At 59.6% G+C, this 22,888-nt stretch carries 27 protein-coding genes; 15 read left to right on the forward strand and 12 right to left on the reverse strand.

What is annotated here, in order from left to right; translation table 11 throughout:
- The first annotated feature begins 27 nt into the window (after window positions 1–27).
- Window positions 28–477, forward strand: coding sequence for a YcgN family cysteine cluster protein (locus KGB24_RS15395; RefSeq protein WP_008034970.1), 450 nt, complete (start codon window positions 28–30; stop codon window positions 475–477).
- Between the two features lie 18 nt (window positions 478–495).
- Window positions 496–1,725: a hypothetical protein gene (locus KGB24_RS15400; protein WP_223415200.1), complete on the forward strand. Its 1,230-nt coding sequence runs from the start codon at window positions 496–498 to the stop codon at window positions 1,723–1,725.
- 104 nt (window positions 1,726–1,829) lie between these two features.
- On the opposite strand, the gene KGB24_RS15405 is transcribed toward KGB24_RS15400, so the two are convergent.
- From KGB24_RS15405 to KGB24_RS15420, 4 genes are all read right to left on the reverse strand, one after another.
- Complete coding sequence (locus tag KGB24_RS15405) at window positions 1,830–2,207, reverse strand: DUF2892 domain-containing protein (RefSeq protein ID WP_008036152.1); 378 nt, start codon at window positions 2,205–2,207, stop codon at window positions 1,830–1,832.
- 91 nt (window positions 2,208–2,298) lie between these two features.
- Window positions 2,299–2,769 carry an RNA methyltransferase gene (locus KGB24_RS15410; RefSeq protein WP_008034973.1) on the reverse strand — a complete coding sequence of 157 codons (471 nt, stop codon included), beginning with the start codon at window positions 2,767–2,769 and terminating at the stop codon, window positions 2,299–2,301.
- 209 nt (window positions 2,770–2,978) lie between these two features.
- Entirely contained in the window at window positions 2,979–3,350 is a 372-nt protein-coding gene (locus tag KGB24_RS15415) for a YajD family HNH nuclease (RefSeq protein ID WP_008034789.1), read from the reverse strand.
- Between the two features lie 48 nt (window positions 3,351–3,398).
- A complete protein-coding gene (locus tag KGB24_RS15420) occupies window positions 3,399–4,085 on the reverse strand; it encodes a spermidine synthase (RefSeq protein ID WP_223415199.1) in 687 nt (228 codons plus the stop codon).
- A gap of 92 nt (window positions 4,086–4,177) precedes the next feature.
- Between KGB24_RS15420 and KGB24_RS15425 the strand changes: the two genes are divergently transcribed.
- Window positions 4,178–4,468 (forward strand): hypothetical protein, encoded by a 291-nt coding sequence (locus tag KGB24_RS15425; RefSeq protein WP_192228708.1) that lies wholly within the window; start codon window positions 4,178–4,180, stop codon window positions 4,466–4,468.
- Here KGB24_RS15425 and KGB24_RS15430 read toward each other — a convergent pair.
- Window positions 4,465–4,938: a cyclic nucleotide-binding domain-containing protein gene (locus tag KGB24_RS15430; RefSeq protein ID WP_008035048.1), complete on the reverse strand. Its 474-nt coding sequence runs from the start codon at window positions 4,936–4,938 to the stop codon at window positions 4,465–4,467. The genes KGB24_RS15425 and KGB24_RS15430 overlap by 4 nt on opposite strands.
- A gap of 198 nt (window positions 4,939–5,136) precedes the next feature.
- Window positions 5,137–7,191 (reverse strand): S9 family peptidase, encoded by a 2,055-nt coding sequence (locus tag KGB24_RS15435; protein WP_223415198.1) that lies wholly within the window; start codon window positions 7,189–7,191, stop codon window positions 5,137–5,139.
- A gap of 239 nt (window positions 7,192–7,430) precedes the next feature.
- Between KGB24_RS15435 and KGB24_RS15440 the strand changes: the two genes are divergently transcribed.
- Genes KGB24_RS15440 through KGB24_RS15450 form a run of 3 tightly spaced genes read left to right on the forward strand, consistent with a single transcriptional unit; the run spans window position 7,431 to window position 9,290 of the window.
- Window positions 7,431–7,928 carry a hypothetical protein gene (locus KGB24_RS15440; RefSeq protein ID WP_008044875.1) on the forward strand — a complete coding sequence of 166 codons (498 nt, stop codon included), beginning with the start codon at window positions 7,431–7,433 and terminating at the stop codon, window positions 7,926–7,928.
- A 30-nt stretch (window positions 7,929–7,958) separates the two neighbouring features.
- Window positions 7,959–8,735, forward strand: coding sequence for a class II glutamine amidotransferase (locus KGB24_RS15445; RefSeq protein ID WP_008035054.1), 777 nt, complete (start codon window positions 7,959–7,961; stop codon window positions 8,733–8,735).
- A 12-nt stretch (window positions 8,736–8,747) separates the two neighbouring features.
- The gene (locus tag KGB24_RS15450) at window positions 8,748–9,290 is read left to right on the forward strand and encodes a DUF2937 family protein (protein WP_008035055.1); all 543 of its coding nucleotides are present in this window, start codon (window positions 8,748–8,750) and stop codon (window positions 9,288–9,290) included.
- A gap of 4 nt (window positions 9,291–9,294) precedes the next feature.
- Here KGB24_RS15450 and KGB24_RS15455 read toward each other — a convergent pair whose 3' ends face one another.
- Window positions 9,295–10,209, reverse strand: coding sequence for a LysR family transcriptional regulator (locus tag KGB24_RS15455; RefSeq protein ID WP_008035056.1), 915 nt, complete (start codon window positions 10,207–10,209; stop codon window positions 9,295–9,297).
- A 158-nt stretch (window positions 10,210–10,367) separates the two neighbouring features.
- Here KGB24_RS15455 and KGB24_RS15460 point away from each other — a divergent pair, with 158 nt between their 5' ends.
- Genes KGB24_RS15460 through KGB24_RS15475 form a run of 4 tightly spaced genes read left to right on the forward strand, consistent with a single transcriptional unit; the run spans window position 10,368 to window position 14,081 of the window.
- Window positions 10,368–11,660, forward strand: a complete 1,293-nt coding sequence (locus KGB24_RS15460) for an MFS transporter (protein WP_223415197.1) — start codon at window positions 10,368–10,370, stop codon at window positions 11,658–11,660.
- Window positions 11,661–11,704: 44 nt separating this feature from the next.
- Window positions 11,705–12,457 carry a 5-oxoprolinase subunit PxpA gene (locus tag KGB24_RS15465; RefSeq protein WP_008035059.1) on the forward strand — a complete coding sequence of 251 codons (753 nt, stop codon included), beginning with the start codon at window positions 11,705–11,707 and terminating at the stop codon, window positions 12,455–12,457.
- Window positions 12,454–13,158: a 5-oxoprolinase subunit B family protein gene (locus tag KGB24_RS15470; RefSeq protein ID WP_223415196.1), complete on the forward strand. Its 705-nt coding sequence runs from the start codon at window positions 12,454–12,456 to the stop codon at window positions 13,156–13,158. Before KGB24_RS15465 ends, KGB24_RS15470 begins: the two co-directional genes overlap by 4 nt.
- Entirely contained in the window at window positions 13,155–14,081 is a 927-nt protein-coding gene (locus KGB24_RS15475) for a biotin-dependent carboxyltransferase family protein (protein ID WP_223415195.1), read from the forward strand. The genes KGB24_RS15470 and KGB24_RS15475 overlap by 4 nt, the downstream gene beginning before the upstream one ends.
- Before the next feature lie 120 nt (window positions 14,082–14,201).
- Here KGB24_RS15475 and KGB24_RS15480 read toward each other — a convergent pair whose 3' ends face one another.
- Entirely contained in the window at window positions 14,202–15,380 is a 1,179-nt protein-coding gene (locus tag KGB24_RS15480; protein ID WP_223415194.1) for a vWA domain-containing protein, read from the reverse strand.
- Between the two features lie 26 nt (window positions 15,381–15,406).
- On the reverse strand, window positions 15,407–16,252 hold the full coding sequence (locus tag KGB24_RS15485) for an AAA family ATPase (protein WP_150713796.1): 846 nt from the start codon (window positions 16,250–16,252) through the stop codon (window positions 15,407–15,409).
- Window positions 16,253–16,453: 201 nt separating this feature from the next.
- Between KGB24_RS15485 and KGB24_RS15490 the strand changes: the two genes are divergently transcribed.
- Window positions 16,454–16,684: a DUF4160 domain-containing protein gene (locus KGB24_RS15490; RefSeq protein ID WP_032829218.1), complete on the forward strand. Its 231-nt coding sequence runs from the start codon at window positions 16,454–16,456 to the stop codon at window positions 16,682–16,684.
- A complete protein-coding gene (locus KGB24_RS15495) occupies window positions 16,672–17,172 on the forward strand; it encodes a DUF2442 domain-containing protein (protein WP_008035069.1) in 501 nt (166 codons plus the stop codon). The genes KGB24_RS15490 and KGB24_RS15495 overlap by 13 nt, the downstream gene beginning before the upstream one ends.
- On the opposite strand, the gene KGB24_RS15500 is transcribed toward KGB24_RS15495, so the two are convergent.
- Window positions 17,169–18,245 carry a DUF748 domain-containing protein gene (locus tag KGB24_RS15500; RefSeq protein WP_223415193.1) on the reverse strand — a complete coding sequence of 359 codons (1,077 nt, stop codon included), beginning with the start codon at window positions 18,243–18,245 and terminating at the stop codon, window positions 17,169–17,171. The genes KGB24_RS15495 and KGB24_RS15500 overlap by 4 nt on opposite strands.
- A 126-nt stretch (window positions 18,246–18,371) precedes the next feature.
- On the opposite strand from KGB24_RS15500, the gene cysK reads away from it, so the two are divergent.
- Both cysK and KGB24_RS15510 read left to right on the forward strand, forming a co-directional pair.
- A complete protein-coding gene (gene cysK, locus KGB24_RS15505; RefSeq protein WP_223415192.1) occupies window positions 18,372–19,346 on the forward strand; it encodes a cysteine synthase A in 975 nt (324 codons plus the stop codon).
- A 230-nt stretch (window positions 19,347–19,576) separates the two neighbouring features.
- Window positions 19,577–20,515, forward strand: coding sequence for an aspartyl/asparaginyl beta-hydroxylase domain-containing protein (locus KGB24_RS15510; protein ID WP_008035075.1), 939 nt, complete (start codon window positions 19,577–19,579; stop codon window positions 20,513–20,515).
- A gap of 52 nt (window positions 20,516–20,567) precedes the next feature.
- Here the strand turns inward: KGB24_RS15510 and KGB24_RS15515 are convergent, their stop codons facing one another.
- Together KGB24_RS15515 and KGB24_RS15520 are read right to left on the reverse strand one after the other, a co-directional pair.
- Window positions 20,568–20,729, reverse strand: coding sequence for a hypothetical protein (locus tag KGB24_RS15515; RefSeq protein ID WP_192228715.1), 162 nt, complete (start codon window positions 20,727–20,729; stop codon window positions 20,568–20,570).
- A gap of 38 nt (window positions 20,730–20,767) precedes the next feature.
- Window positions 20,768–21,313, reverse strand: a complete 546-nt coding sequence (locus KGB24_RS15520) for a hypothetical protein (RefSeq protein WP_223415191.1) — start codon at window positions 21,311–21,313, stop codon at window positions 20,768–20,770.
- 457 nt (window positions 21,314–21,770) lie between these two features.
- Here KGB24_RS15520 and KGB24_RS15525 point away from each other — a divergent pair, with 457 nt between their 5' ends.
- Window positions 21,771–22,634 (forward strand): DMT family transporter, encoded by an 864-nt coding sequence (locus KGB24_RS15525; protein ID WP_008035076.1) that lies wholly within the window; start codon window positions 21,771–21,773, stop codon window positions 22,632–22,634.
- Window positions 22,635–22,888 lie beyond the last annotated feature (254 nt).

Here is a 22,888-nt window from a genome sequence, read left to right on the forward strand (position 1 = left end):
TCACCACCTGATGTTGATGCTTGAGCCATGGCCGCCAAAGTCGAACCGTTCTGGATACGCAAAACCCTCGATCAACTCGATCAAGAGGAATGGGAATCGCTGTGCGACGGTTGTGGCCTGTGCTGCCTGCAAAAGCTTGAGGATGAAGACGACAACAGCGTTTATTACACGCGCATCGCCTGCAAACTGCTGGACCTGAAAACCTGTCAGTGCAGCGATTACCCCAACCGTCGTGAATTCGTGCCGGACTGCATTCAGCTCACACCGGGCAAGGCCGATGAGTTCAAATGGCTGCCGCCGACCTGCGGTTATCGCCTGGTCAGCGAGGGCAAGGATTTGCCCCTCTGGCACCATCTGGTGTGCGGTGATCGCGATGCCGTGCATCACGAACGTATTTCCCAGTCCGGGCGCATGCTCGCCGAAGGCAGCGTGCCCGAGGACGATTGGGAAGACCATCTGATTTTCCGCGCAGGTTAGTTTTACAAGGGAGTGTGTATGGCTGTGGGATTGCGGCTGGCGTTGGCCGTTGGGCTGCTGGCCCTGAGTTCGTCGGTGTGGGCGGCGAAGAAAGTCGATCTGGATTACCACGTGCGCCTGTTGCCGCAAAGCGATCAGGCTGAAGTGCGCCTGACGCTGGCCCAGGGTTCGGCGGTGCGCAGTCTGGATTTCGACCTCGGCGACGGCAGCCATTACAGCGACTTCAAGGCCGACGGCCAATGGCAACTCACGCCGGGCAAAGAGGCCCGGGGTGTCTGGCGCCCGGCGGCCGACAAGGCCAGCCTGACCTACCGCGTGCGCATCAGCCACGGCCGCAAGAGCGGCAGTTTCGACACGCGCATGACCCCGACCTGGGCGCTGATGCGCGGCGACGACCTGGTACCGGCCGCCAGACTCGATCAGCAGGACGGCATCGAATTGGTGTCACGCCTTGAATTCGAATTGCCCACCGGATGGAAAAGCGTCGAAACCGCCTGGCCGCGGATCGGCAAGAACAAATTCCGCATCGACAACGTCTCGCGCCTGTTCGACCGGCCAACCGGCTGGATGCTCGCCGGTCACCTCGGCAGCCGTCGCACCCGGCTTGGGGAAACCGAAGTCACCGTCGCCTCGCCTCAGGGCCAGGGCATGCGCCGCATGGACGTGCTGACGCTGCTGACGTTCGTCTGGCCGCAAGTGCAGGCTGTGTTTCCGCGTCATCCCGCCAAATTGCTGATCGTCGGCGCCAACGACCCGATGTGGCGCGGCAGTCTGGCGGCGCGAGAGTCGATCTATCTGAATTCGCGTCTGCCACTGGTCAGCGAAAGTGGCAGCAGCGCGCTGGTGCGTGAGCTGGCCCAAGTGTTCGGGCGGATCAACGACAAGCAGCGCAGCGACTGGATCAGCGAAGGCTTTGCCGAGTATTACGCCATCGAACTGGTGCGCCGCGCCGGTGGAATGAGTGATGAGCGGTATGAAAGTTTGCACAAGAAGTTGGCCAAGGACAGCCAGAAGGTCACGACGTTGCGGGGCGAGCAGATCAGCCCTGCGCAGATTGGCAAAGCGGTTCTATTGCTGAGTGAACTGGATCAGGAAATTCGCATTAAAACCCGCAACAAGCGCTCGCTTGATGATGTGTTGCGTGGGGCGATGCACCTGGAGAGTGTGGATACCAAGGAATTCGTTCAACTGGCCGAGAGTGTGATTGGCGAGTCTTCCAAGGTGCTTGATACCGGGTTGCTTCAGTAACACCGCCTTCGCGGGCAAGCCTCGCTCCTACAAGGGATCACGCGGTCCTGTAGGAGCGAGGCTTGCCCGCGAAGAGGCCCTTAACCGCGACACAAAATCCCGAATCAAACCCCGGCTTTCGGCGACTTCAACGAATCATTCCCGGTCACGCTGGCAGTTTTGGTCGCCGCCTCGGCATTCGCCTTCAATCGAGCCAGGTCTTCCCCGGCACGCTCGATTTTCGCCCGCACGTTATTCATGTCCTGACGGCTCTTCTCCAGCAGGCTCTTGGCCGAACTGTGGCCAGTGATGCCACGGGCCAGCGCCACGCCACCGATCGCCACCTGGATCAATCCGAAAATACCGCCGCGACGCAGGCCTTTGCCCACCATCACCAGGCCGCCGGCGACGGAGCCGGCGCGTTCCCAACCGTGGACGTTATGGTCGGAAGGACTCTGGAACGGGGTGGATTCGATGCGCTCCACGCGTTTGAGTTCGCTCATGATCTGTCTCCTGCTGGAAGGACTGCTTCAAGAATAGATAATTAAGCTGACTGCCGAGGCGGGCGGCTTGTTCCATCGGATGTGCGTCGGTTCAGCGGAATTTCGGCCCGGAGCGGGTGTTGAGGCCCTTGGCCATGCGGTCGTACAGCACGACGTTGACGGTGGCCGCAAGATTCATGCAGCCGGTGGTCGGGATGTAGACCACGTCTTCGCACCAGTCGCGAATCTCTTTATCCAGCGAGCCGTCTTCCGGGCCGAAGATGTACAGCGCGCGATCCGGGTGAGTGTATTCCGGCAGCGAACGGGCGCCGTCGACCAGTTCCACGGCCACCGGTACGCAGCCCAGCGGCAGGATTTTTTTCAGGTCGTCGATGCCGATCAGCGGAATGTCGTAGTGAACGCGTTTGGTGTCGGTGACGAAGTCGGCGGCGCGGTCATAGCGCTTGCCGGTGTAGAACACGGACGCCACGTTGTAGCAGCCGGCGGCGCGCATGACCGAGCCGACGTTTTCCGGTGATTTTGGGTTGAACAAACCAATGCAGCTGTACCGTTTGTCTGCCACGAGCGGGGTGCCTTCGGGGAAAAAACGGCGATTATACGGGGATTGGGGGAGGGGGTGTCTGGTTTGAGATTGGTGGTGTCCGGGCGATTGCTATCGCCGGCAAGCCAGCTCCTACAGTGGTTACTCGTTAAGCACAAAATATGTGAACGACACATGACACTGTAGGAGCTGGCTTGCCAGCGATGGGGCCGGGTCAGGCAAACAAATCTTCAGTCGTCTTTTTTCATCAACCCGGCCAACGCCGCAAACGGGTTATGCGTCGCCTTGGCAATCTTCGGCGTGCTCAACGAGCCCTCACCGAAATATTGCTGGTCGGTATACCGCGAGTGTTCGTTGTCGTGGCAATACAGGCACAACAATTCCCAGTTCGAACCATCCTGCGGATTGTTGTCGTGGTTGTGGTCGCGGTGGTGCACGGTCAGTTCGCTCAGGCGCTTGCCGGAAAACTCACGGGCGCAGCGGCCGCACACGTGCGGGTACATCTTCAGGGCTTTGTCGCGGTAACCCATTTCCTTGTCGCGCTGGTTGTCGGCGAGGATGCGGTCCAGCTTCGAGGTGTTGGTCGGTGTTGACGAACTCATGGGTTCACCTTTGTAAAAGACTATTGACGGTTATGACGTAAGTTTAGCCTAGCCCTTGAGCTTCTCGGCAATCCAGATGGTGTGACGGGTGCCCTTGTTGCCGTGGGCGAAGACCTGGACTTCCTCAGCCTTGAAGCCTGCCTTCTTCAGTTTGTCCGAAAACTGCTTGTCGGCGCTGGCCGACCAGACGGCCAGCACGCCTTTTGGGCGCAGGGCTTTGGCGCAGGCGCTCAGGCCGCCCGCGGAATAGAGCCAGCTGTTGGCCCTCTGGGTCAGGCCTTCCGGGCCGTTATCGACGTCGAGCATGATCGCATCGAAACCTTGCGGTTCGGCTTGAAGTACGTTGGCCACGTCTTCCATGCGAATGACCGTGCGTTTATCCAGCAACGGGTTCCCGGCTTTCTCGCCCAGCGGCCCGCGATTCCACTCGACCACGCCCGGCACCAGTTCGGCGACCACCACTTCAGCGCTCTTGCCCAAATGCTTGAGGGCCGAGGCGAGGGTAAAGCCCATGCCCAGGCCACCGATCAATACCCGTGAATTCGGCCGTCCGGCGACCTTGCGGCAGGGGATCTCGGCCAGCGCATCTTCGGAACCGTGCATGCGCGTATTCATCAATTGTCCGCCGTCGCCGCCCTTGATCTTGATGACGAAATCCTCACCGTATTCGAACAGGCACAGGGCACCGCCGTTTTCAGGGATAGGCGCGGTGTCGAGCAGAACGAAACGTTTCATGGGGTTCTCTTGAGGAGGAAGGGCATGGGGGAGGCAAACGAACGCAGTTGGGAGTAGCCTGCAAATAGACAACAAGGCCAACGGAGCCATTGATGAAGCGCACCATTCTAACGGTCATTGCCTTGGCCGCGCTCTCGATAACTGCAGTGCAGGCCCAAGAGCTGCAAACCATTCCGACCAGCCCGTCACCGCTGCCCGGTTCGCCCGGCACGGCAACGCCGACGCCGTACCCGCAGATCACCCCCAACAGTGTGCCAAAAGTCGGGCCTGGCAGTGGCGGGCCGCCGCTGTTGCCGCCGATCATCGTGCCCAGCCCGCCCAAGGATCAGCCCTTGCCGGGGCTTGAGCAGAACCGCACGAAGATCAAGTCGCCCGGTGGTTAAACCTGCTGTGAAAGCAGTTGGCCATCGGCCATACGCAGGCGTTTGGACAGGGAGACGGCGAGGGCGCGGATAATCTTGGCGGCGATTTTCGGCGCGTCGTTGAGCATCTTTTCCAGGGAGTCCTTGCCCAGGTTCAGCAGCTGGCAATTGCTCGCGGCTACGCAACTGGCGGAGCGCCGTTCGCCATCGAGCACAGCCATTTCGCCGAACGCCCGGCCGCTGCGCAGCGTGGCCATGGTCACCCGTTGTCCGTCGCTGTTGGTTTTTTGTACCGCGACCTGGCCGGTATGGATGATGCACATGAAACTGCCGGCATCGCCTTCGCGGAAGATCTCTTCGCCCTCGGCCACCGTGCTGATGCTGAAGTAGCCCGAGGCGGCTGCGAAGTCGGCGGGCAGCAGTTGATCGAACAGGCCACAGTCCATCAGCCAGTCGCGGATTTCGTTGTTCAGTAAGGTCGGTTCTGACATGTCGTCACGGTCTTTTTCTTGTGTCTGTAGCGGTTCCGGATCATACGAGTTCCCCTGTAGGAGCGAGGCTTGCCCGCGAAGGCATTATCACAGCCAACATAGATGTTGAATGTTACGGCCTCTTCGCGGGCAAGCCTCGCTCCTACAAGGGCAGGCTCGGTGCTCTGGTCTTAAGACCGAATCACCGAGCCAAGTTCCTCAGGCAATGCCCAAAACCCCGAAAACAAATGCGTATTCGAGTGCTACGTCACGCAATCCCTGATAACGGCCACTCATTCCGCCATGCCCGGCGCCCAATTCGGTCTTGAGCAGCAGTTGATGGGTATCGGTTTTGGTCGCGCGCAATTTCGCTACCCACTTCGCCGCTTCCCAGTACTGCACGCGACTGTCGTTGTAGCCGGCGATTACCAGCGTCGCCGGATAAGCCTGCGCGGTGACGTTTTCGTACGGGGCGTAGGCCTTGATCCGATCATAAACGTCCGGCTCTTCAGGATTGCCCCACTCGTCGTATTCCGTGACGGTCAGCGGCAGATCCGGGTCGAGCATCGTGTTCAACACATCGACGAACGGCACTTCGGCAATCGCCGCGCCGAACAGCTCCGGCCGCATGTTAAGCACCGCGCCGATCAACAACCCGCCGGCACTGCCGCCGCTGATCGCCAATTGTTGTGAGGTGGTGAAGCCGTTGGCGATCAGGTGCTCGGCGCAGGCGATGAAGTCGCTGAAGGTGTTGTGCTTGTGTTCCTGTTTGCCGGCGCGATACCAGGCCTCACCCAACTCGCCGCCGCCACGCACGTGCGCAATGGCAAACGCCACGCCGCGATCCAGCAGGCTCAGGCGCGCGTGGGAGAACCACGGGTCGAGGCTTTCGCCGTAGGCGCCGTAGCCATACAGATAAAGGGGTGTCGGCTTGCCGAGGGCTTCGCGCTTGACCACCAGGCTGATCGGCACTTGCGTACCGTCCGGTGCGGTCGCCCAAAGACGCTGGCTGACATAGGCGTCGGCGTCGAACGGGCCGAGCACCGGGGTTTCCTTGAGCACTTTCTGTTCGCCGCTGACCAGGTCCAGTTGGCGGATTTGTGCCGGACGGTTCAATGCTTCGTAGCGCAAGCGGATCCGCTCGCTGACGAACTCCAGGCTGTTTTGCACGTGCAGGCTGTAGGCCGCATCCGGCAATTGCACGCGGTAGCTCGGCAGGTCTTGCGGGTGAACTTCGATGATCGGCAAGCCGCCGACCCGCAGGCTCAGCGTCAGGGCGCCGGCGTTGAGGCTCATGCCGTCGATCATCGTGGTGTTGCTGTGGGGAATCAGGTTCTGCCAGTCGGCTTCGGTCGGTGCGACGCCGGTATCGACGGCCGTGTACAGGGCGAAGTTGATGCCGTCGCGGTTGGTGCGAATGAACCAGGTCCACTGGCCATCGAGGGTGCCGTGGTCGACGTCGTACTCATGGTCTTCGACCCGTGGTGCCACACAGGTAAACGCTTGTTGCGGCTGGAATGCGTCGAGCACCCAGACTTCGCTGGTGGTCTTGCTGCCCAGCGCCAGCAGCAATTGCTGCTCCGAGCTTGAGCGGTAGCAATGCATGAAGAAGCGGCCGTCCGGCTCATGGAACACTTCTTCGGCCGCCGTGCCGTCCAGTCGATAGCGGAACAGTTTGTGCGGGCGATGGGTGTCGTCCAGTTCGCCGAAGAACAGCGTCAGGCTGTCGTTGGCCCAGGTCATGCTGCCGTCGCAGTCGGCGAATTCCAGTTCGCTGACGCGGCCGCTGGATAATTCCTTCACGAACAGCGTGTAAATCTCATCGCCCGTGGTGTCGAGGCTGTAGGCCAGGCGCTGGTGGTCCGGGCTGATGCTGAACGCGCCGAGGGAGAAGAAACCGCCGTTGGCCAGTTCGTTCGGGTCCAACAGCAGCTGTTCCTGGCTTTCGTCGAGTTGCAGGCTGTCATCCGCCGGGCGCGGGCAGCGGTAGTGACGGGCGTATTCGTCGCCGGCGGTGGTGCGCGTGTAATACAGATACGGGCCCCACGGGGAGGGCAGCGACAGGTCGGTTTCGAGAATCCGGCCCTTGATCTCTTCGAAAAGGGTTTCGCGCAGACCGGCCTGATCGGCGGTTTGCGCCTCTAGATAGCGGTTTTCAGCCTTGAGGTAATCGAGCACCACATCGGTGTCGCGTTCCTGCAGCCAGGCATACGGGTCAGAACCTTCAGCCTTGTGGGCAATCGGGGCGCTGGTGATGTTGGCGGATTGGGGCATGAAGGGCTCTCGGGCGATATTCGGAATAAAGGGTTTCGCAGGGTATCGGCAAATTACCCAGATCCCTGTGGGAGCGAGCCTGCTCGCGAAAGCGGTGTGTCAGTCGCCATCAATGTTGCTGACAGGACGCCTTCGCGAGCAAGCCCGCTCCCACAGTGTTTGTGCATAGCCGGCCGGCATTGGGGCAAGCCTGATGTGCGAAAAGTCGTTACTATAAGCGCCTCTTTGCCTGCCTTGCCATGGACACCATGACCGAGAACGACTATCTGATCGCTTGGGGCCTTTACGCCTTCGCCGCTTTAGGCTGCCTGTTGGTGTGGATGCGCATGACCCGCTGGATGTGGCGCTGGTTGCGCGAGCCCCTGCGGCTGCTGGTCGCTGTGTTGCTGTTCAGCCCGACGATCATCGATCCGGTGAAGGAAAAAGTCGCACCGGCCATCGCCATTACCACCCTCGATCTCGCGTTCAAGGTTGGCAACAATGCCTGGCGGGCGGTCTCCGACCTGTTCATGTACGGCATGATCGCCTTCGGCATTTACCTGGTGTTCGTGGCGATCCGTTTCCCGATCGAACGCGCTTCCAACGCCCGCAAGGAACGCACGGCGGCCGCCAAGGCTGCGGCCCGGGCCGACGACCCTGACGACGATCATCCTTTCGGCGGTGCCGGTGATGACCGTTACGGTCGTCCGCCGGTCCCGAGCAACCCTCAGCGTATGCGCGTCGAACCGCGTTTGTAACCTTGCCCCTGCCTTACAGAGAGTCCGAGCATGTGTGAGTTATTGGGCATGAGCGCCAATGTGCCGACCGATATCGTGTTCAGCTTTACCGGGCTGATGCAGCGCGGCGGCCGCACGGGCCCGCACCGTGACGGTTGGGGCATCGCCTTTTATGAAGGCCGCGGCCTGCGCCTGTTCCAGGACCCGGCGGCGAGCAGCGAATCGGAAGTCGCCAACCTGGTGCAACGTTATCCGATCAAGAGCGAAGTGGTCATCGGCCATATCCGCCAGGCCAACGTCGGCAAGGTCTGCCTGTCCAACACCCATCCGTTCGTGCGCGAACTGTGGGGGCGCAACTGGTGTTTCGCCCACAACGGCCAACTGGCGGACTTTCAGCCGATCACCAGCTTTTATCGCCCGGTCGGCGATACCGACAGTGAAGCGGCGTTCTGCGATCTGCTCAACCGCGTACGCGCGGCGTTCCCGGAACCGGTAGAGATCGAAACACTGCTGCCGGATCTGGTAGCCGCGTGCGCCGAATACCGTAGCAAAGGCGTGTTCAACTGCCTGCTCAGCGACGGTGATTGGCTGTTCTGCTATTGCTCGACCAAATTGGCGCAGATTACCCGCCGTGCACCGTTCGGCCCGGCGCGCTTGAAGGATGTCGACGTGATCGTCGATTTCCAGGCCGAAACCACGCCCAACGACGTGGTCACGGTCATCGCCACCGAGCCCCTGACCGAAAACGAAACCTGGACCCGCTACGAACCGGGCCAATGGAGCCTCTGGCGACGCGGTGAATGCGTCAGCCAGGGCAAGACCGAATAAGGATTCTCCCCCATGTTGCTCAGTTATCTACGGCTGGTGTTGTTCGCGGCAGGCCTGTTGATCGGCGTCCAGGTGCCGGGGTTCATCAACGATTACGCCAAGCGGGTCGAAGCGCACCTGATTGAGGCGCAGACCGGCTTGAGCGGTTTCCAGGGCACCGCCATTCAATTTTTCAAGGGTGACATGCAGGCCCTGGTCGCCCACTACCGCGCCAGCGAAGACCCGGTTTTCCGCAGCGATGCCGACAGCCTGAGCAACTTGCTCACCCGTCAACTGGCCCTCGATAAACAATTCCAGGCCATGCAAGGCCCGTGGTACATCCGCTTCCTGCAGGTTGTACTGGCCGCCGACCCGGATATCCGCAAGGAAACCTGGAACGGCTACAGCTACCAGATCCTGCTGACGCCAGAAGCGATGATCTGGGGCATGAGCGGCGCGTTGCTGCTGTCGTTCGGGATTGAATGCCTGTTCCGGCTGATCGACTGGGTGGTGCTGGGCGGCAAGCGCCTGCGCCAGAGCCGGCCGATTGAAGAGCGGGATTTACGCGGGTTGTAAGTGATCAGCGCGCAAGGACGATGTAGTTTTCGCCGACCTTGCGCGCATACCCCGCCAGCACCTGCTGACACAACGCGACAATCTCCTCGACCCATTCCGCCCCGGTCCGCCAGGACACCACCACTTGTAGATCCGGTGGCCGTTGATCGATGGCCAGCAAGGTCAATTCGCCGCGCGCCAGCTCCTCGGCCACCAGCACCGGTGGCAACGCGCCAATGCCAAAACCGTCCCGCAGCAGCCGGGTAATCGCCGACACCGAATTCACGCAGTTCAGCCGTGGCGTCATGACGCCATTGGCCTGCATCAGCGCGAGCACCTCTTGATGCGGGTGTGAGTTTTTCGAGTAGGTAATGATCCGCTCCCGCGCCAGATCGGCCACGCTGGAATACTCGCGGTTGTAGATCGAGTTGCTGGCAGCGATCCAGCCCATCGGGTGACTGGCCAGCTCCAGGCTGCGCACGCTTTCCTGACGCAGCAGGTCGGTTTGCAGGATCAAGTCGAGGAAGCCTTTTTGCAGCTGATCGCAGAGGTTGAGCGAGGTATCGGCCACCAGCTCGATTTCCACCAGCGGATAGTGATCCGTCATCTGCGCCACCAACGGGCTCAGCCAGGTATGAATCACCGTGTCCATCACGCCGATGCGCACCCGGCCGACCTTGCTGGAGCGGGTCTCGATCGACTGCTTGAGCGCCTGCATGGTGTCCATCATCTGCTCGGCATGTTCGAGCACTTTCAAGCCTTCGGGCGTCAGGCTCACGCCGCGTGAATCGCGCAGGAACAGCTTCACCCCCAGCTCGCCTTCGAGCACGGCGATGCGGCTGGAAATCGACGCCTGGGTGGTGAAAAGCTTGTCGGCGGTCAGGCGAAAACTTTTGAGTCGGGCGACCCAGACGAAGGTCTCGAGAAACTTCAGGTTCATGGGGTCAGCTCGTGGATAAAGTTTTCTTATGTCTAAGGCGGGTTTTTATTAGTTGGACGCAATAGGGGCGTGCGCCCAAAAATCAGGCCATCCGGTTCCCACGATAGGCGTCGTCGGGGCTCAGAACAATACCAATAAAATTTGCACGGAGAGTTGCCATGAGTGCGCCCGACACCACCGTCATCCCGAAAGCCACGGCTCGCCCGGGACCTTTCGACTGGTACCGCAACATCAATCAGCAGGAACGCCGCACATTCTGGAGCTGCAAGATCGGCTACGGCCTGGACGGCATGGACACCCAGATGCTCAGCTTCGTGGTGCCGACCCTCATCGCGATGTGGGGCATCACCACCGGCGAGGCCGGGCTGATTCATACCAGTACGCTGATTGCCTCGGCCATCGGCGGCTGGGTGGCGGGGATTCTCTCCGACCGCATCGGCCGCGTGCGCACCTTGCAACTGACGGTGCTGTGGTTCGCCTTCTTCACTTTCCTCTGCGGCTTCGCGCAAAACTACGAACAACTGCTGATCAGCCGCACCTTGATGGGCTTCGGTTTTGGCGGCGAGTGGACCGCCGGCGCGGTACTGATGGGTGAAGTGATTCGCGCCAAGGACCGTGGCAAAGCGGTGGGCATGGTGCAATCGGGCTGGGCGCTTGGTTGGGGGCTGACGGCGATCCTGTATGCGCTGCTGTTCTCGGTGTTGCCACCGGAAGACGCGTGGCGTGCACTGTTTATCCTCGGCATCGTCCCGGCGGTTTTCGTGATCTTCGTCCGTCGCCTGGTCAAGGACCCGGAAATCTACCGCGAAGCCAAAGCCAAAGCCAAACAGGAACCGAGCAACCCGGCGAAGTTCTACGAGATTTTCGCCCCCGGCATCCTCTTCACCACGCTTCGCGCTTCGATACTGACCACCGGCGCACTGGGCGGTTACTACGCAATCACTTCCTGGCTGCCGACGTTCCTGAAGAACGAACGTGGTTTGAGCGTACTCGGCACGGGCGGTTATCTGGCAATGGTGATCGTCGGTTCCTACGTCGGTTACGTCATCAGCGCGTATTTGACTGACATCCTTGGCCGTAAGAAAAACTTCATTCTGTTCGCGGTGGGCTCGTTCACCATCGTGTTGCTTTACACCCAATTGCCGGTCAGTAACGGCGTGATGCTGTGGCTGGGCTTTCCGTTGGGCTTCTTTGCCTCGGGGATTTTCAGCGGCATGGGTGCCTTCCTGACCGAGTTGTTTCCGACGCGGATTCGCGGTTCGGGCCAGGGCTTTTGCTACAACATAGGCCGGGCGCTGGCGGCGTTGTTTCCGCTGTTGATCGGCTTGCTCAGCCAGAAGGTGCCATTGAGCGTAGGCATCGGGGCGTTCGCGGCGGTTTCCTACGGGGTGGTGATCCTTGCGGCGCTGAGCCTGCCGGAAACCCGTGGCAAACAACTGGATGCGCAGTAATCTGCCCACATCTGAAAAGAACAAAACCTACAGGAGTGTTCACCGTGAGCCGCCTGCTATTGAACTGCGACATCGGCGAGAGCTTCGGCAACTGGACCATGGGGCTGGACGCCGAGGTCATGCCCTTCATCGATTGCGCCAACATCGCCTGCGGCTTTCACGCCGGCGACCCGAGCATCATGCGCAAGACCGTCAGCCTTGCCCTGAGCAACGGCGTGCAGATCGGCGCCCATCCGGCCTATCAGGATCTGGTCGGGTTCGGCCGTCGCTCCATGGCGTATACCGCCCAGGAACTTCAGGACATTCTGCACTATCAGATCGGCGCCCTCGACGGCCTCTGCCGGGCGCAGGGCGGGCGCGTCAGCTACGTCAAACCCCACGGCGCGATGTACAACGACATGATGGCCAACCCGGCGCAATTGCGCGCCGTGCTGCAGGCCGTGGCGTCTTATGACAAGACGTTGCCGCTGATGCTGATGGCGACCCGCGACAATAGTGCCGCACAGCGATTGGGTGATGAATACGGCGTGACGTTGTGGTTCGAAGCGTTCGCCGATCGTGCCTATGACAGCGCCGGCATGCTGGTTTCGCGGCAACTGCCGGGTGCAGTGCATCACGACCCGGAAAAAATTATCGAACAGGCACTGACCATCGCCCGTGGTGACAACCTGACCGCCAGCGACGGCAGCGCCTTGCATTTGCAGGCCAACACTCTGTGCGTACACGGTGACAACGCCAGTTCCGTGGCGGCCGTGCGGCGCATTCGCGAAGCCCTCGATCAGCAGAGTGCGCCATGAAACTTCGGGTGGAAGTGGTGGCGCTGGATTGCCTGATGGTGCGGCTGTTCGATGAGATCGCCGAAGCCAACATGCCGTGGATGCTCGCTGCCAGCGAAAACCTGCGTGCGGCGTTTGGTGCGCATCTGATCGATCTGGTGCCGTCGTATACGACATTGATGGTGCATTACGATCTGGCCGCATTGAGCCCGGCGCAGGCGCGGGAATTGATCGCCGAAGCACTGATCGATTTGTCGCCCAACACCCGCACCGGCGGAAAATGTCATGTTCTACCGGTCTGGTATGACGTGAGCGTCGGTCCGGAATTGCGCCTGTTGTCTCAGCGCAGCGGGCTGGCCGTGGAGGAGGTGATCCGCCGCCACAGTGACCGTGAATATCAGGTGTTCGCCTTGGGCTTCGCGCCGGGTTTTGCCTTTATGGGGCTAGTGGAAGAAGTCCTCGCCGCACCGCGCCTGAATACGCCGCGCAAAAAAGTCGCGGCCGGCAGTGTCGGGATCGCCGAACGGCAAACCGCTGCCTACCCGGTGGTGTCCCCCGGCGGCTGGAACCTGATCGGCCGCACCCCGGCCAAACTGTTCGACCGCGAACGCGATGGCTACAGCCTGATGCAACCGGGCGATACGGTGCGCTTCGAAGCGGTCAGCTACGCCGAGTTCATCAACCTGGGCGGTGACGACACGCCACTGGAGGCGCAGGCATGAGCCGGCTATCGATTGAAGCGAGCACACCGTTGTGCCTGTTGCAGGACGCTGGCCGTTTTGGCGTGCGGCATCTGGGCGTGACCCAGGGCGGCGGGCTGGATTGGCGCTCGATGTCCTGGGCCAACTGGCTGCTGGGCAATGCGCTGGATGCAGCGGTGATCGAAATCACCCTCGGCGGATTTACCGTGGTGGCCGAGGGCGATTGCTTGCTCGCGCTGGCCGGGGCGGACCTTGGCGCGCAACTGGACGGTCAGGCGCTGGCGCCGTGGCGCAGTTTCAAGCTGCGCAAAGGTCAGCGCCTGCAGTTCACTCAGCCACTCCTGGGGGCGCGGGCTTATCTCGCGGCGCCGGGTGGTTTTGATGCGCCGAAGGTGTTGGGCAGCAGCGCGACGGTGGTGCGTGAGGAGTTGGGAGGGCTGGATGGCATGGGACGGGCGTTGGCCAAAGGTGCGTCGCTGAGCTACTCGGCTGAAGCGCCGCTGCTGATGCGCGAGTTGCCTCGCGAACAAATACCGGACTTCAAATCCGATTTGCCACTGGACGTGGTACTCGGCGCGCAGATCGGCGAGTTCAGCGGCCAGAGTCTGTTCGATGCGTTCAACAGCGCCTGGACCCTCGACAGTCGCGCCGACCGCATGGGTATTCGCTTGCTGGGAACAGCGTTGCAGTACCAGGGCAAACCAATGATTTCCGAGGGCATTCCGCTGGGTGCGGTGCAGGTGCCGCCGGACGGGCAGCCGATTGTGCTGCTCAATGATCGGCAGACCATTGGCGGTTATCCGCGACTGGGGGCGTTGACGCCGTTGGCGCTGGCGCGGCTGGCGCAGTGTCTGCCGGGGGCGACGGTGCGGTTGCGGCCGGTGGTGCAGGATGTCGCGCATCGCGAACAGGTCGAGTATTTGCGCCGGTTTTCAGACCGCTAAAAGCATCGCGAGCAGGCTCACTCCCACAGTTGAACTTCTGCGAACACGTAATTTGTGTACGCTCAAAATCCAGTGTGGGAGCGAGCCTGCTCGCGATGGGGCCCTGGCGGACGGCAAAGATTACTTGGAAAGAAACCGCATCCCTTCCTCAAGCCCCCGCAACGTCAGCGGGTACATCTGGTCATCAATCAAATCCCGAACGATATTGGTCGACGACGTATAGCCCCACGTATCTTTCGGATACGGGTTGATCCAGATGAGCTTCTTGTACTTCTCCTTGAACCGCTGCATCCACACATAACCGGCTTCTTCGTTCCAGTGCTCGACGCTGCCGCCGGCCTGGGTGATTTCATAAGGCGCCATCGCCGCGTCCCCGATGAAGATCACTTTGTAGTCGGCGCCGTACTTGTGCAGCAGGTCCTGGGTCGACGTGCGCTCGGAGGTGCGGCGCATGTTGTTCTTCCACACCGATTCATAAATGAAGTTGTGGAAGTAGAAGTACTCCAGGTGTTTGAACTCGGTCTTGCAGGCCGAGAACAACTCCTCGCAGATCTTCACGTGCGCATCCATCGAACCGCCGATGTCGAACAGCAGCAACAGCTTGACGGTGTTACGCCGCTCCGGCCGCATCTGGATACTCAGCAACCCGGCATCCTTGGCGGTGTGATCGATGGTGCCATCGATGTCCAGTTCTTCGGCCGCACCCTGACGGGCGAACTTACGCAGCCGACGCAGGGCGACCTTGATGTTGCGCGTGCCCAGTTCCACCGAATCGTCGAGGTTCTTGTACTCGCGCTGATCCCAGACCTTGACCGCCTTGCCCTGGCGCTTGCCGGCATCGCTGACCCGAATGCCTTCCGGGTTGAAGCCGCCGGAACCGAACGGGCTGGTGCCACCGGTGCCGATCCACTTGTTGCCACCGGCGTGGCGTTCTTTCTGTTCTTCCAGGCGTTTTTTGAATTCTTCGATCAGCTTGTCCAGGCCACCAAGGGACTGGATCGCCGCCCGCTCTTCGTCGGTCAGCGAACGCTCGAATTCCTTGCGCAACCAGTCTTCAGGAATCAGGGCCTGAAGGTGATCGTCGAGTTTTTCCAGGCCATTGAAGTAAGCACCGAACGCTCGGTCGAACTTGTCGAAATGCTTTTCGTCCTTCACCAGAATCGCCCGGGACAAGTAGTAGAACTCGTCCATGTCGGCGAAGGTCACGCGCTGTTTCAGCGCGTTGATCAGGTCCAGCAGCTCGCGCACCGAGACGGGCACTTTGGCTGCGCGCATTTCATTGAACAGGTTGAGCAACATGGCGTTAGCCCCTACTTAATCAGAGCTTAGCGAGTACCACGACGACTCATGAAAGCCAGGCGTTCAAGCAATTGCACGTCCTGTTCGTTCTTCACCAAGGCACCGGCCAGCGGCGGAATGGCCTTGGTCGGATCGCGTTCGCGCAGCACCGCCTCGCCGATATTGTCGGCCATCAGCAGCTTCAGCCAGTCCACCAGTTCGGAGGTCGATGGCTTCTTCTTCAGGCCCGGCACCTTGCGCACGTCGAAGAACACGTCCAGCGCTTCGCTGACCAGATCCTTCTTGATGTCCGGGTAGTGCACGTCGACGATTTTCTGCAGCGTGACGCGATCCGGGAACGCAATGTAGTGGAAGAAGCAGCGGCGCAGGAACGCGTCCGGCAGCTCTTTCTCGTTGTTGGAGGTAATGATGATGATCGGGCGCTTCTTGGCCTTGATGGTCTCGTCGATCTCGTAAACGTAGAACTCCATCTTGTCGAGTTCTTGCAGCAGGTCGTTCGGGAACTCGATGTCGGCCTTGTCGATTTCGTCGATCAGCAGAATCACCCGCTCGTCGGACTCGAAAGCCTCCCAGAGCTTGCCCTTTTTCAGGTAATTGCGAACGTCGTGGACCTTTTCCGTGCCCAGCTGTGAATCGCGCAGGCGGCTGACCGCGTCGTACTCGTACAGGCCCTGATGCGCCTTGGTCGTGGATTTGATGTGCCAGGTGATCAGCTTGGCGCCGAAAGACTCGGCCAGTTGCTCGGCCAGCATGGTCTTGCCGGTGCCCGGCTCGCCCTTGACCAGCAGCGGACGCTCCAGGGTGATGGCGGCGTTGACCGCCAGCTTCAGGTCATCGGTGGCGACGTAGGCCTGGGTGCCTTCGAACTTCATCTGCTAATCCTCGAACGGTAACGCCGACCTGACAGGGCAGGGCGGGGCGCAATAATTGTAGTACCCGACTATAACGCGCTGCCCGGTCGACTGTGAACGCAGACGGCTTATTCAGTCTCTGAATGGGGCGTCACATCTTGACTCAGTCTCGGCGGCTGGCCAGTATTGAGCTATCGCCATTTTGGCGATAGCTTGCGGAGCATGTCTACTAAATATCGATTTCGCGATACGTACCGGATTCAGCTGCGAGAGAAGGACCATCCGCCGCCCCATGTCCACCTGACCGGTGGCGGGCTGGATGTGATGCTCAGCCTGGAAACGGTTGAAGTGATGGTCGGCAAGGCGCCGCCGTTGATTATCAAGGAAGCTCTGGAATGGGTCAGGACCCATCAGGTGCAGTTACTGGAGGACTGGAAACGATGTTACCCATGAAGCGACCACGGTTGTCTGCCGTGCAGGCGTTGCCGGATTACCGTTTGGCGCTGACATTTATCGATGGTCAGCAATTGACGCTCGATTTGAGCCGTGACCTGCGTACCTATCCTGGATTGCAGCCGTTGCTGGAGGCAGGAGCTTTCGCCAGTGCAACCCTGGGCGATGATGGCTGGTGCGTCGAATGGCCTGAGCAGGATATCCAGATCGGTGCAGACACCGTTTATCTGGATGCACTCGCGCAAAACGCAGCGGATGAAAACACCCGGATCTTCATCGACTGGCGTGCGCGTACCGGGTTGCCGCTCAATCAGGCCGCCGAGGCTTTGGGGGTGAGTGCCCGCAGCATTACGCGCTACAGCAGTGGCCGTGAAGCCGTGCCCCGGTCATTGGCGCTGGCCTGTCTGGGGTGGGATTTTCTGCAGCTGCGAGATCCGGCGCGGGCAGCTGAAGAAACCGGCCGTTACACCGTTACACGCAAACCCTAACCGGCCTCCGGCTTCGGCCGTTCATACCGGGCATTGAAGGCCTGCACAAAACCGTTACGTAAAATCTGCAAAAACGCGTGGAACGCGCTGATATCTTGCCGGTGAACGCTGCCACTCAATTCAACGCGCGTTGCAAACTGGTTCTTGCCCTGGTTTTTCAGCACGGTTTCGGAGCCACCGACAATGGCCTCCCAAATGGAGCGGAACAGCCCTTTGTCCTTGTTCTCGACGTCCTGTTGCCAGTTGAACACATCGACGTCTTTGAGCAGTGGCTTGATGTAGCCAGTCAATTGGGCTTTTTTCGCTTGCGCTTCAATCACTACATCACCATGCCCGGCATTGAAATCGAACTTGCCGTAGGCCGAGGCGAAGTCGTTCATGCGTTTGAGTTCGATGCCCGTGGCGCGTAGTCGAAACTGGAAATCCTCGAAATTGCTCAGCGGATCGAAGGTTGCGCTGGTTTCCAGTGGGGCGTGCCCCAGCAGCAGCGCTTTGCCATCGAACCGTGCGTCGCGCTTGCCTTCCTTGTCGACGACGTTGGTCAGGTTGTAAATGCTGGCGTTGACCTGGGTGGCGTTCATGTTCACGGGGGGCTTGGAATTGAAGTTCCGGAAGCTGATCTTGCCGTCGCTGATCCGCACTTCGTTCAGGGTGATCGGCAGCAATTTCTCCAATTGTGCCCGCCAATCGGTGCCTTCACCGGTCTGGGAGTTTTTCTTGTTGGCGCCGCCGTCGACGAAGTTCACTTCGGGTTTGACGAACTGCGCCTCGGCCACCACGGCGTGGTCGTAACAGAGCGAGTGCCAACTGACGGAAAGATCGATCAGCGGCGCATTGACGAAAGGCACCGGGACCTTGCCTTCGACCTTGACGATTTTCAGCCCGTTGATTTTGTAGGCGCCGCGCCACAGGGCCAGGTCCACGTCGGCGATCTGCCCGCGATAGTCACCCATATTCGCCAATCGTTCGTTCAGGTAGTCACGCACCAGATAGGGCAGGGCGATGTGCAGGGCAAACAGCAACATGAGGAGGCCGGCGAGGGTACACAGAGGCCAACTGTATCGACGCTTCATGGCGGCAAATCTCTGGCGGTGTAAAGCGATTGACTGCTGTGCGGGCCGGACGTTCGACTGACTGGACGACCACGGGCAACAGGCATACCGTGGAGGGCTAATTCAACGCTGCATAAGGACCCAGCCATGAGCCGTATCTTTGCTGACAACGCCCATTCCATCGGCAATACACCGCTGGTGCAGATCAACCGCATTGCGCCGCGTGGCGTGACCATCCTGGCCAAGATCGAGGGGCGCAACCCTGGTTACTCGGTGAAGTGCCGGATTGGCGCGAACATGATCTGGGACGCCGAAAGCACCGGCAAACTCAAGCCTGGCATGACCATCGTCGAACCGACCTCCGGCAACACCGGCATTGGCCTGGCGTTTGTCGCCGCCGCACGGGGCTACAAGTTGATGCTGACCATGCCGGCGTCCATGAGCATCGAACGGCGCAAAGTGCTCAAGGCGTTGGGCGCCGAACTGGTGCTGACCGAGCCGGCCAAAGGCATGAAAGGTGCGATCGAAAAGGCCACTGAAATGGTTGCCAGCGACCCGTCCCTCTACTTCATGCCGGCGCAATTCGAAAACCCGGCCAACCCGGCCATTCACGAGAAAACCACTGGTCCGGAAATCTGGAACGACACTGACGGTGCCGTTGATGTGCTGGTGGCCGGCGTCGGAACAGGCGGAACCATTACGGGGGTTTCGCGGTATATCAAGAGTACCCAGGGCAAACCGATTCTCTCGGTAGCGGTTGAGCCCGTGGTGTCTCCGGTGATCACGCAAGCGCTGGCCGGTGAAGAGATCAAGCCTAGCCCTCACAAGATCCAGGGCATCGGTGCCGGCTTTGTGCCGAAGAACCTCGATCTGTCGATGGTGGACCGGGTCGAGTTGGTCACCGATGACGAATCCAAGGCGATGGCTTTGCGCTTGATGCAGGAGGAAGGGATTTTGTGCGGCATCTCTTGCGGTGCGGCCATGGCTGTGGCCGTGCGCCTGGCCGAAACGCCGGAAATGCAGGGCAAGACCATCGTGGTGATTCTGCCGGACTCCGGTGAGCGTTACCTGTCGAGCATGCTGTTCAGCGATCTTTTTACCGAGCAGGAGAATCAGCAGTAATCGTGAACAAATCAAAGCAGTGATGTTTCGATTTTGATCCCGACAAGTGGGCTGATCCAGGTCAGCCCCCGTTCAGGAGACATATGTTAAGAAGTGCGTTGTTGCACAATCTTTAACAGTGAATGTTGAGGAAAGCGGGTTTTTCCCGAGGCCGGTAGTGTTTATCATGGCCGACTGCCACGTCGGGTAAATGGCGTAGTGCAGAGTTGCTAATTCTCAAGGAGTTGTAGATGACCTTTACCATTGCCGCGAAGGCATCGCTGTTGCTGCTGTTCCTCGGCAGTACCCTCTATGTGCACTTGCGCGGCAAGGCGCGATTGCCGGTCTTGCGTCAGTTCGTCAACCACTCCGCTTTGTTCGCACCGTACAACGCCTTGATGTACCTGTTCTCCAGCGTGCCATCCAAACCCTATCTGGATCGCAGCAAGTTCCCGGAACTTGATGTGCTCAAGGACAATTGGGAAGTCATCCGCGACGAAGCGATGCACCTGTTTGATGAGGGTTACATTCGCGCCGCCGAGAAAAACAACGATGCCGGTTTTGGCTCGTTCTTCAAGAAAGGCTGGAAGCGTTTCTACCTCAAGTGGTACGACAAACCCCTGCCATCGGCCGAAACGCTGTGCCCGAAAACCGTGGCCCTGGTCAGCAGCATTCCCAACGTCAAAGGCGCCATGTTCGCCTTGCTGCCGGGTGGCAGCCATCTCAACCCGCACCGCGATCCGTTTGCCGGTTCCCTGCGTTATCACCTGGGGTTGTCGACTCCGAATTCCGATGATTGCCGCATCTTTGTCGACGGTCAGGAATACGCCTGGCGTGATGGCGAAGACGTGATGTTCGACGAAACCTATGTGCACTGGGTCAAGAACGAAACGGAGAGGACCCGGGTCATTCTGTTCTGCGACATCGAACGTCCGTTGAGCAACCGTATCATGACCCGCATCAACCGCTGGATCAGCAGCCTGCTCGGTCGCGCCACTGCGCCGCAGAACCTCGATGACGAGCGTGTCGGCGGGATTAACCGGGCCTACGCCTGGAGCAAGAACTCCAGCGACAAAGTCAGCGGCGTGGTCAAGCAGTGGAAGCGGCGCAATCCTAAAGCCTACCGTGTGCTGCGGCCGGTGCTCGCGGTGGTGGTGTTGACGTTGTTGGGGTATTGGTTGTTTGGTTGATGTCGATTACAGAAAGACCGCTCGCTTAGAGCGGTTTTTTTTGCCCAGGATTTCATCGGCGCCCGGCGAGCACGTCAGGTTCTTCGCCTTCGATGCCTGTCGCAAGTATTTCCAGAAGGCGTCGCTGACTATCCGTGAGCACTAGAGCAATCTTTTTCCTTTCCAGTGCGGGTAAGCGATTTTTTGTAGGGGATTTCTTACTGGATTTACCCATTTTGTCCTCCACTATTGATCATTTATTAAGCAGGTTTTTTACGATACTTGGCTTTCCACCGCTTTGACAAGCCGCCGTTCAGTATCGAAATAGAAGCCATGTTGTTGATAAATAGGAATCGCCCCTTTCAAGGGCTCCTGAACTTCGATGAACCTGCTTCCGATAATTGTGGCGTAGTGCTGAATGACCATTATGGACAATGTAGCAATGCGTTTTTTAAGGGGATGAGCCTCTCTTGGCCGTCCCTCCAGTCGTACGATGCGAATTCGTTGCCGACTTTTGTTTGGATTTGCGAAGCAGAGTCCACACAGTTGTTTATCGAACCAGATGGATAAATCCAGCGCCAAAGGCTCCTTCGCTTTCCATCCAACAACGTCATGCCATGAAAAATGAAAATCATCCCAGCGCTCCCAGGCACTCAATGCTTGTGCGTCGATAGGTTCAAATCGCACCTTCGATAAATCAAGAACGGTAGGGCCAAACCGTTCCTTTTTCTCTTGCAGCTCGGCGGTGCTGGCGGTGGCCAGTTTTCTAGCTCTCGATTTATACAATTGATACCGAAGATGCGTCCGTTCCCTTGGCATTTGATCTCTTGCATTCCCTGTCCCCCTCAGTGGGCGATTTCCTTTCCCTCAGAGTAAGCAGCAGGTCTAAAGCTGTATCTACTGGCCCTTTGTCCAAGTCATTGCAATCCATGTCGAGCGCTGGTTATAGTCGGCGCTCGGTGATTTCCGTTCGCCGTCCATCCCATCAAAAAAGATCAGCCCATGCCTGCTTCCCTCATCAACGCGGTAGTCGATTCAGCGGTCCACGCTGGCGTCGTGCCGTGCGGGGATCAGCAGCCTGCGCAGATCAGTCATTACCCCCCACCTGTCCGTAGCACGCCGGTGTACGCAGTCGTATCACCGCCGGGCGTTGGCGTTTCGGGCTGATCAGCTTTCCCTGCTGTTCCCATGCCCTTCTAAAAGCGTTCGCCTGAAAAACTACTGGATTTCAGCTTCGGCTGAGTTGGCTTTTTATGCCTGACTACAGGTGGTATTCATGTTTGTCCTTTCGAAAAAATCCGCGCTCGCGGCGGCGTCCACGAGCCTGTTCGTTTTGCTGTGGAGCAGCGGGGCGATCTTCTCCAAATGGGGCCTGGCCCACGCGTCGCCCTTCGCTTTTTTGCTGATTCGTTTCGCCATCGCGCTTTGTGGATTGGTGCTGCTGGTGCCATTGCTCAAGCTGAAACTGCCCAAGGGTGGCAAGCCGATGCTGTATGCGATGGCCACTGGTGTGGTGTTGCTGGGCGCTTATCAGATTTTCTATCTGCTGGCCCTGGACCTGAAGGTCACGCCAGGCGTGATGGCCACGATTATGGGTGTGCAGCCCATCCTCACGGTGGTGATCATGGAGCGCCAGCGCTCAGCGAACCGGGTGTTCGGTTTGATGCTGGGTTTGGCCGGATTGATCATGGTGGTGTATCAGGGCATTGGTCTGGCCGGCATGTCGCTGGCCGGGATGTTTTTCGGTTTGCTGGCGTTGGCGAGCATGACGTTCGGTTCGATCATGCAGAAACGCATCACCGATAATCCCCTCGGTACGCTGCCGGTGCAGTATCTGGCGGGGCTGTTGTTGTGCGGGATTTTCGTGCCGTTCCAGCCGTTTCACTTTGAACGCAGCAGCGGTTTTATCGTGCCGGTGTTGTGGATGGGATTGGTGGTGTCGGTGTTGGCGACGTTGTTGCTGTATCGGCTGATCGCCCGGGGCAATCTGGTGAATGTCACCAGTCTGTTTTATCTGGTGCCGGCGGTGACTGCGGTGATGGATTATCTGTTTTTCGGCAACCAACTTGCGGTGTTGAGCATGGTGGGGATGGTGCTGATTATTGTTGGTCTGGGGGTGGTGTTTCGTCAGGCGGGGTAGAGCGGTTGGGGGGGCATATCCGTTTTTTTTGTGATGGCTGCTGGCGGTTTCGCTTTTACAGCGAGTCACTTGGAAGAGCCCCAAGTAACCAAGGGCTCTTGCCCCTTTCGTTCGGTGCCTCGCTGTGGCTCGGCATGCCCTCGCTCCGGTCCTGCTCCGTGGGCCCGCCGCCATCGGCCATCCCTGGCCGGGGGCGGCTAACCCGGCATCCATGCCGGGTTGCCCACTGCGCAGAACCTGCGCTCGCCCTCTCG

The organism is Pseudomonas sp. BF-RE-25 (assembly GCF_019956105.1).
Classification (GTDB): domain Bacteria; phylum Pseudomonadota; class Gammaproteobacteria; order Pseudomonadales; family Pseudomonadaceae; genus Aquipseudomonas; species Aquipseudomonas migulae.

Excerpts from the sequence above, each read along its gene's own strand:
- KGB24_RS15395 (WP_008034970.1), top strand. The coding sequence starts at position 28 with ATGGCCGCCAAAGTCGAACCGTTCTGGATACGCAAAACCCTCGATCAA.
- KGB24_RS15400 (WP_223415200.1), top strand. The coding sequence starts at position 496 with ATGGCTGTGGGATTGCGGCTGGCGTTGGCCGTTGGGCTGCTGGCCCTG.
- KGB24_RS15405 (WP_008036152.1), bottom strand. The coding sequence starts at position 2,207 with ATGAGCGAACTCAAACGCGTGGAGCGCATCGAATCCACCCCGTTCCAG.
- KGB24_RS15415 (WP_008034789.1), bottom strand. The coding sequence starts at position 3,350 with ATGAGTTCGTCAACACCGACCAACACCTCGAAGCTGGACCGCATCCTC.
- KGB24_RS15420 (WP_223415199.1), bottom strand. The coding sequence starts at position 4,085 with ATGAAACGTTTCGTTCTGCTCGACACCGCGCCTATCCCTGAAAACGGC.
- KGB24_RS15425 (WP_192228708.1), top strand. The coding sequence starts at position 4,178 with ATGAAGCGCACCATTCTAACGGTCATTGCCTTGGCCGCGCTCTCGATA.
- KGB24_RS15430 (WP_008035048.1), bottom strand. The coding sequence starts at position 4,938 with ATGTCAGAACCGACCTTACTGAACAACGAAATCCGCGACTGGCTGATG.
- KGB24_RS15435 (WP_223415198.1), bottom strand. The coding sequence starts at position 7,191 with ATGCCCCAATCCGCCAACATCACCAGCGCCCCGATTGCCCACAAGGCT.
- KGB24_RS15440 (WP_008044875.1), top strand. The coding sequence starts at position 7,431 with ATGGACACCATGACCGAGAACGACTATCTGATCGCTTGGGGCCTTTAC.
- KGB24_RS15445 (WP_008035054.1), top strand. The coding sequence starts at position 7,959 with ATGTGTGAGTTATTGGGCATGAGCGCCAATGTGCCGACCGATATCGTG.
- KGB24_RS15450 (WP_008035055.1), top strand. The coding sequence starts at position 8,748 with ATGTTGCTCAGTTATCTACGGCTGGTGTTGTTCGCGGCAGGCCTGTTG.
- KGB24_RS15455 (WP_008035056.1), bottom strand. The coding sequence starts at position 10,209 with ATGAACCTGAAGTTTCTCGAGACCTTCGTCTGGGTCGCCCGACTCAAA.
- KGB24_RS15460 (WP_223415197.1), top strand. The coding sequence starts at position 10,368 with ATGAGTGCGCCCGACACCACCGTCATCCCGAAAGCCACGGCTCGCCCG.
- KGB24_RS15470 (WP_223415196.1), top strand. The coding sequence starts at position 12,454 with ATGAAACTTCGGGTGGAAGTGGTGGCGCTGGATTGCCTGATGGTGCGG.
- KGB24_RS15475 (WP_223415195.1), top strand. The coding sequence starts at position 13,155 with ATGAGCCGGCTATCGATTGAAGCGAGCACACCGTTGTGCCTGTTGCAG.
- KGB24_RS15480 (WP_223415194.1), bottom strand. The coding sequence starts at position 15,380 with ATGTTGCTCAACCTGTTCAATGAAATGCGCGCAGCCAAAGTGCCCGTC.
- KGB24_RS15485 (WP_150713796.1), bottom strand. The coding sequence starts at position 16,252 with ATGAAGTTCGAAGGCACCCAGGCCTACGTCGCCACCGATGACCTGAAG.
- KGB24_RS15490 (WP_032829218.1), top strand. The coding sequence starts at position 16,454 with ATGTCTACTAAATATCGATTTCGCGATACGTACCGGATTCAGCTGCGA.
- KGB24_RS15495 (WP_008035069.1), top strand. The coding sequence starts at position 16,672 with ATGTTACCCATGAAGCGACCACGGTTGTCTGCCGTGCAGGCGTTGCCG.
- KGB24_RS15500 (WP_223415193.1), bottom strand. The coding sequence starts at position 18,245 with ATGAAGCGTCGATACAGTTGGCCTCTGTGTACCCTCGCCGGCCTCCTC.
- cysK (WP_223415192.1), top strand. The coding sequence starts at position 18,372 with ATGAGCCGTATCTTTGCTGACAACGCCCATTCCATCGGCAATACACCG.
- KGB24_RS15510 (WP_008035075.1), top strand. The coding sequence starts at position 19,577 with ATGACCTTTACCATTGCCGCGAAGGCATCGCTGTTGCTGCTGTTCCTC.
- KGB24_RS15515 (WP_192228715.1), bottom strand. The coding sequence starts at position 20,729 with ATGGGTAAATCCAGTAAGAAATCCCCTACAAAAAATCGCTTACCCGCA.
- KGB24_RS15520 (WP_223415191.1), bottom strand. The coding sequence starts at position 21,313 with ATGCCAAGGGAACGGACGCATCTTCGGTATCAATTGTATAAATCGAGA.
- KGB24_RS15525 (WP_008035076.1), top strand. The coding sequence starts at position 21,771 with ATGTTTGTCCTTTCGAAAAAATCCGCGCTCGCGGCGGCGTCCACGAGC.